The sequence below is a fragment of the Niallia sp. HCP3S3_B10 genome (genome assembly GCF_052064465.1).
Lineage (GTDB): Bacteria > Bacillota > Bacilli > Bacillales > Cytobacillaceae > Niallia > Niallia hominis.
The window spans coordinates 1-897 of record NZ_JBQHVO010000147.1 but is presented as its reverse complement, the minus strand read 5'-3'; the positions used below and the strand labels follow the sequence as shown (position 1 = coordinate 897).

Here is an 897-nt window from a genome sequence, read left to right as displayed (position 1 = left end):
TAAATTCTTATTTAATTTGGAAAAACTCCCAAAAAAAGGGGGAATATGCGGAATTTCTCCCCATATTCCCCCTTTTTCTTATATAATGGAAAAAAACGTTGGTGGGGAGTATTTTATGCTTGAAAAACAAGAGACATTAAACTTAAGTCCATATATGTTTATCTACGATTTAGTTGTTCCGAAAGATAACATGCTTCGCCAAATAAATGATTTGGTTGACTTTTCCTTTATCCTGGAGGAACTAACATCCAAGTATTGTTTGGATAATGGAAGAAACGCTATCCCACCAATCCGTATGTTTAAATACCTACTCTTAAAGGTAATCTTTGATTTATCCGATATCGATGTGGTGGAACGTTCTAAGTATGATATGTCCTTTAAATATTTTTTAGATATGGCTCCAGAAGATCCAGTGATCAATCCAAGCTCCCTAACGAAATTTCGGAGAATGCGGCTTCAAGATATTGCTTTATTAGACTTATTAATTGGGAAAACAGTAGAAATCGCAGTGGAAAAGAAGATAATCACGAGTAAAACGATTATCGTAGACGCCACCCATACCCTTTCCCGTTATCGAAATAAATCACCGAAAGAATATTTACAAGAGAAAGCCAAAAAAGTACGAAAGTTAATTTATTCGTTCGATGAATCGATAAAGGAAAAATTTCCGGCCAAACCTACTTCGAATGAAGTAGAAAAGGAGCTTGCCTATTGTTCCGCATTAGTAGAAGTAATAGAACAGGAGGCAAAGGTCGTACACATTCCAGCTGTACGTGAAAAAGTAAATGGATTAAAGGAAATAATAGAAGATTTCCAGGAACAGTCGTCTTATTCCAGTGATGAAGATGCGAGAACAGGTTATAAATCCGCTGACCATGCCTTTCACGGCTATAAAAC

Annotated in this window: 1 protein-coding gene; it reads left to right on the top strand. The window is 36.0% G+C overall.

Annotation, left to right across the window (positions count from 1 at the left end; genetic code table 11):
* Nucleotides 1-115: 115 nt before the first annotated feature.
* On the top strand, nt 116-897 hold a 782-nt coding region (locus ACTNDN_RS24905; protein ID WP_251630162.1), incomplete at its 3' end, for a transposase.